Below are 2,331 nucleotides of genomic sequence, written 5' to 3'. Positions count from 1 at the left end.
CCCAGCGGCCAGTGCGGGCGGGGCGCGGCCAGGCTGCTCAGCAGCTCCGGTTCGCCCAGGGCGTAACCGGCGCGCAGCCCGGGCAACCCCCACATCTTGGTGAGGCTGCGGACCACCAGCAGGCCCGGGATCGGCGAGCTCGCCAGTCCCTCCGGCTCCCCCGGCACCGCGTCCAGGAACGCTTCGTCCACCACCACCAGCCTGCCGGGGCGGATCAGCTCCCGGATCGCGTCGGCCGGGTGCAGCAGCGAAGTGGGGTTCGTGGGGTTGCCGAGGACGACGAGGTCGGCGTCCGCGGGCACCAGCGCGGGATCGAGCCGGTAGTCCTCGCCGAGCAGCACCCTGGTCACCGGCACACCGGCGGAGCGCAGCGCGAACTCCGGTTCGGTGAACGAGGGGTGCACCACGGCCGCCGAACGCGGGTTCAGCTGCGGCAGCAGCGCGAAGCACTCGGCCGCGCCCGCCAGCAGCAGCACCTCACCGGGATCGCGGCCGTGCCGTTCGGCGACCGCCGTGCGCGCGGCCAGGTCGTCCGCGGCGGAGGGATAGCGGCCCAGATCGTCCAGCGCAGCCGCGAGCCGGTCCCGCAACCATCGCGGCGGCTGTTGCAGGCGCACGTTCACCGCGAAGTCGAGCAGGCCGGGTTCGGCATCCACGTCGCCGTGGTGGCGCAGCGATTCGTCGTCCCCCCGGCTGGTCATCCCGGGCAGTTTAGCCACCGGCGCGCGCGGGACAGGTGCCGGGAACGGCTCCGGCTCCGGCACGTACCGTCGAAGCCCGGTGGAAGCCGAGGTTCCGCCGCGTCGACACGACGGCCGCAACGAGAGCACCCACGACAGAGCGGGAGCACCGCCTTGCACATCTCCTTCGTCTGCACCGGGAACATCTGCCGCTCGCCGATGGCGGCGCTGGTGTTCGGCGAGCACCTGCGCCGCGAAGGGCTCGCCGGGCAGGTCGAAGTGACCAGCGCGGGCACCGGCCCGTGGCACGTCGGGGAAGGCGCCGATCCGCGCACCGCGAAGGTCCTCGCCGACCACGGCTACCCCACCGAGCACGTCGCCGCGCAGTTCGACGAGCAGCACGCGGGCGCCGATCTGCTGCTGGCGATGGACGCCGGGCACCTGCGGGTGGCGCGGGACGAGGCGGACGATCCGGCGCGGGTGCGGCTGCTGCGCTCCTTCGACCCGGCCGCGGACGAGTGGGCGGAGGTGCCCGATCCGTACTTCGGCGGCGACCGCGGCTTCGAGGACTCGCTGGCGATGATCGAAGCGGCGATGCCCGCCCTGCTCGACTGGGTCCGCGCCCACCTCCACGACGAGTGACCTTCCGGGCCGACACGCCCGTGTCCCACACGATCAGCGCAGAACTTCTCGGAGTGAACGGACTGGTCGCCCAATCTATTCGGACCAACAGGCCGTTCACTCTGATCGGAGCGCTCGCCGACGGGTGATGTGCGGGCGTGTCCGGTCCGCCGCGAGGCGCGGGGGCATCGGAATGAGCGCCGGGTTCCTGCGCGCTGTGCAGGGCTGGGGAAGCCGCAAGCAAAGCCGGAGGTGAGGTCAGGATGGGACGGACCGCGGAGGTCGCGGAGCACTACACCGGGTCCGCGGCCGTGCAGGTGCGCACGCTGGGCGGCGGAGACGCCGGCGCGTCCTACAGCGTGCGGCTCGACGACGGCCGCGACGTGTTCGTCAAGACGAACCCGCCGGGACTGCCGGGCGCCACCGAAGCCGAGGCCGCCTCGCTGCGCTGGCTGGCCGAGCCGGGCGTGATCCCGGTTCCCGCGGTGCACGGCAACAACGACCGGGACCTGGTCACCGAACACCTCGATGCAGGCAGGCCCACCGCGGCCGCCGCCGAAGAACTGGGCCGCGGACTCGCCCGGCTGCACGCCGCCGGAGCGCCCGCGCACGGCGCCCCGCCGCCCGGCGGTCCGGCCGACGCCTGGATCGGGCTCGCCCCGATGCGCAACGAGCCGTGCGCGGACTGGCCGTCGTTCTACGCCGAGCACCGCGTGCGCCCGTACCTGCGGCAAGCCGTCGACGCCGGTCTGATCGGCGATTCCGAGGCGCAGATCTTCGAGCGCGCCTGCGACGGGCTGCCCGAGCTCGAAGGTTCCGCCGAGCCGCCGTCCCGGCTGCACGGCGACCTGTGGACCGGGAACGTGCACTGGGGCGCGAGCGGCGCCTGGCTCATCGACCCTGCCGCGCACGGCGGCCACCGCGAGACCGACCTGGCGATGCTGGCGCTGTTCGGCTGCCCCCACCTGGAGCGGGTGCTGGCGGCGTACGAGGAGGTCAGCCCGCTGGCCGACGGCTGGCGGCAGCGGGT

At 73.9% G+C, this 2,331-nt stretch carries 3 protein-coding genes; 2 read left to right on the top strand and 1 reads right to left on the bottom strand.

Annotated features, from left to right (window positions below):
- The coding region (gene cobC, locus IJH84_RS11200; RefSeq protein WP_295143667.1) for an Rv2231c family pyridoxal phosphate-dependent protein CobC at nucleotides 1-701 on the bottom strand (701 nt) is incomplete at its 3' end.
- 153 nt (nucleotides 702-854) lie between these two features.
- On the opposite strand from cobC, the gene IJH84_RS11195 reads away from it, so the two are divergent.
- Both IJH84_RS11195 and IJH84_RS11190 read left to right on the top strand, forming a co-directional pair.
- Nucleotides 855-1,322, top strand: coding sequence for a low molecular weight protein-tyrosine-phosphatase (locus IJH84_RS11195; protein ID WP_200071097.1), 468 nt, complete (start codon nucleotides 855-857; stop codon nucleotides 1,320-1,322).
- 242 nt (nucleotides 1,323-1,564) lie between these two features.
- The coding region (locus IJH84_RS11190) for a fructosamine kinase family protein (RefSeq protein WP_295143664.1) at nucleotides 1,565-2,331 on the top strand (767 nt) is incomplete at its 3' end.

Source organism: Saccharopolyspora sp. (assembly GCF_017434145.1).
Lineage (GTDB): Bacteria > Actinomycetota > Actinomycetes > Mycobacteriales > Pseudonocardiaceae > Saccharopolyspora_C > Saccharopolyspora_C galaxeae.
This window is presented reverse-complemented; position numbering and strand designations above follow the sequence as displayed.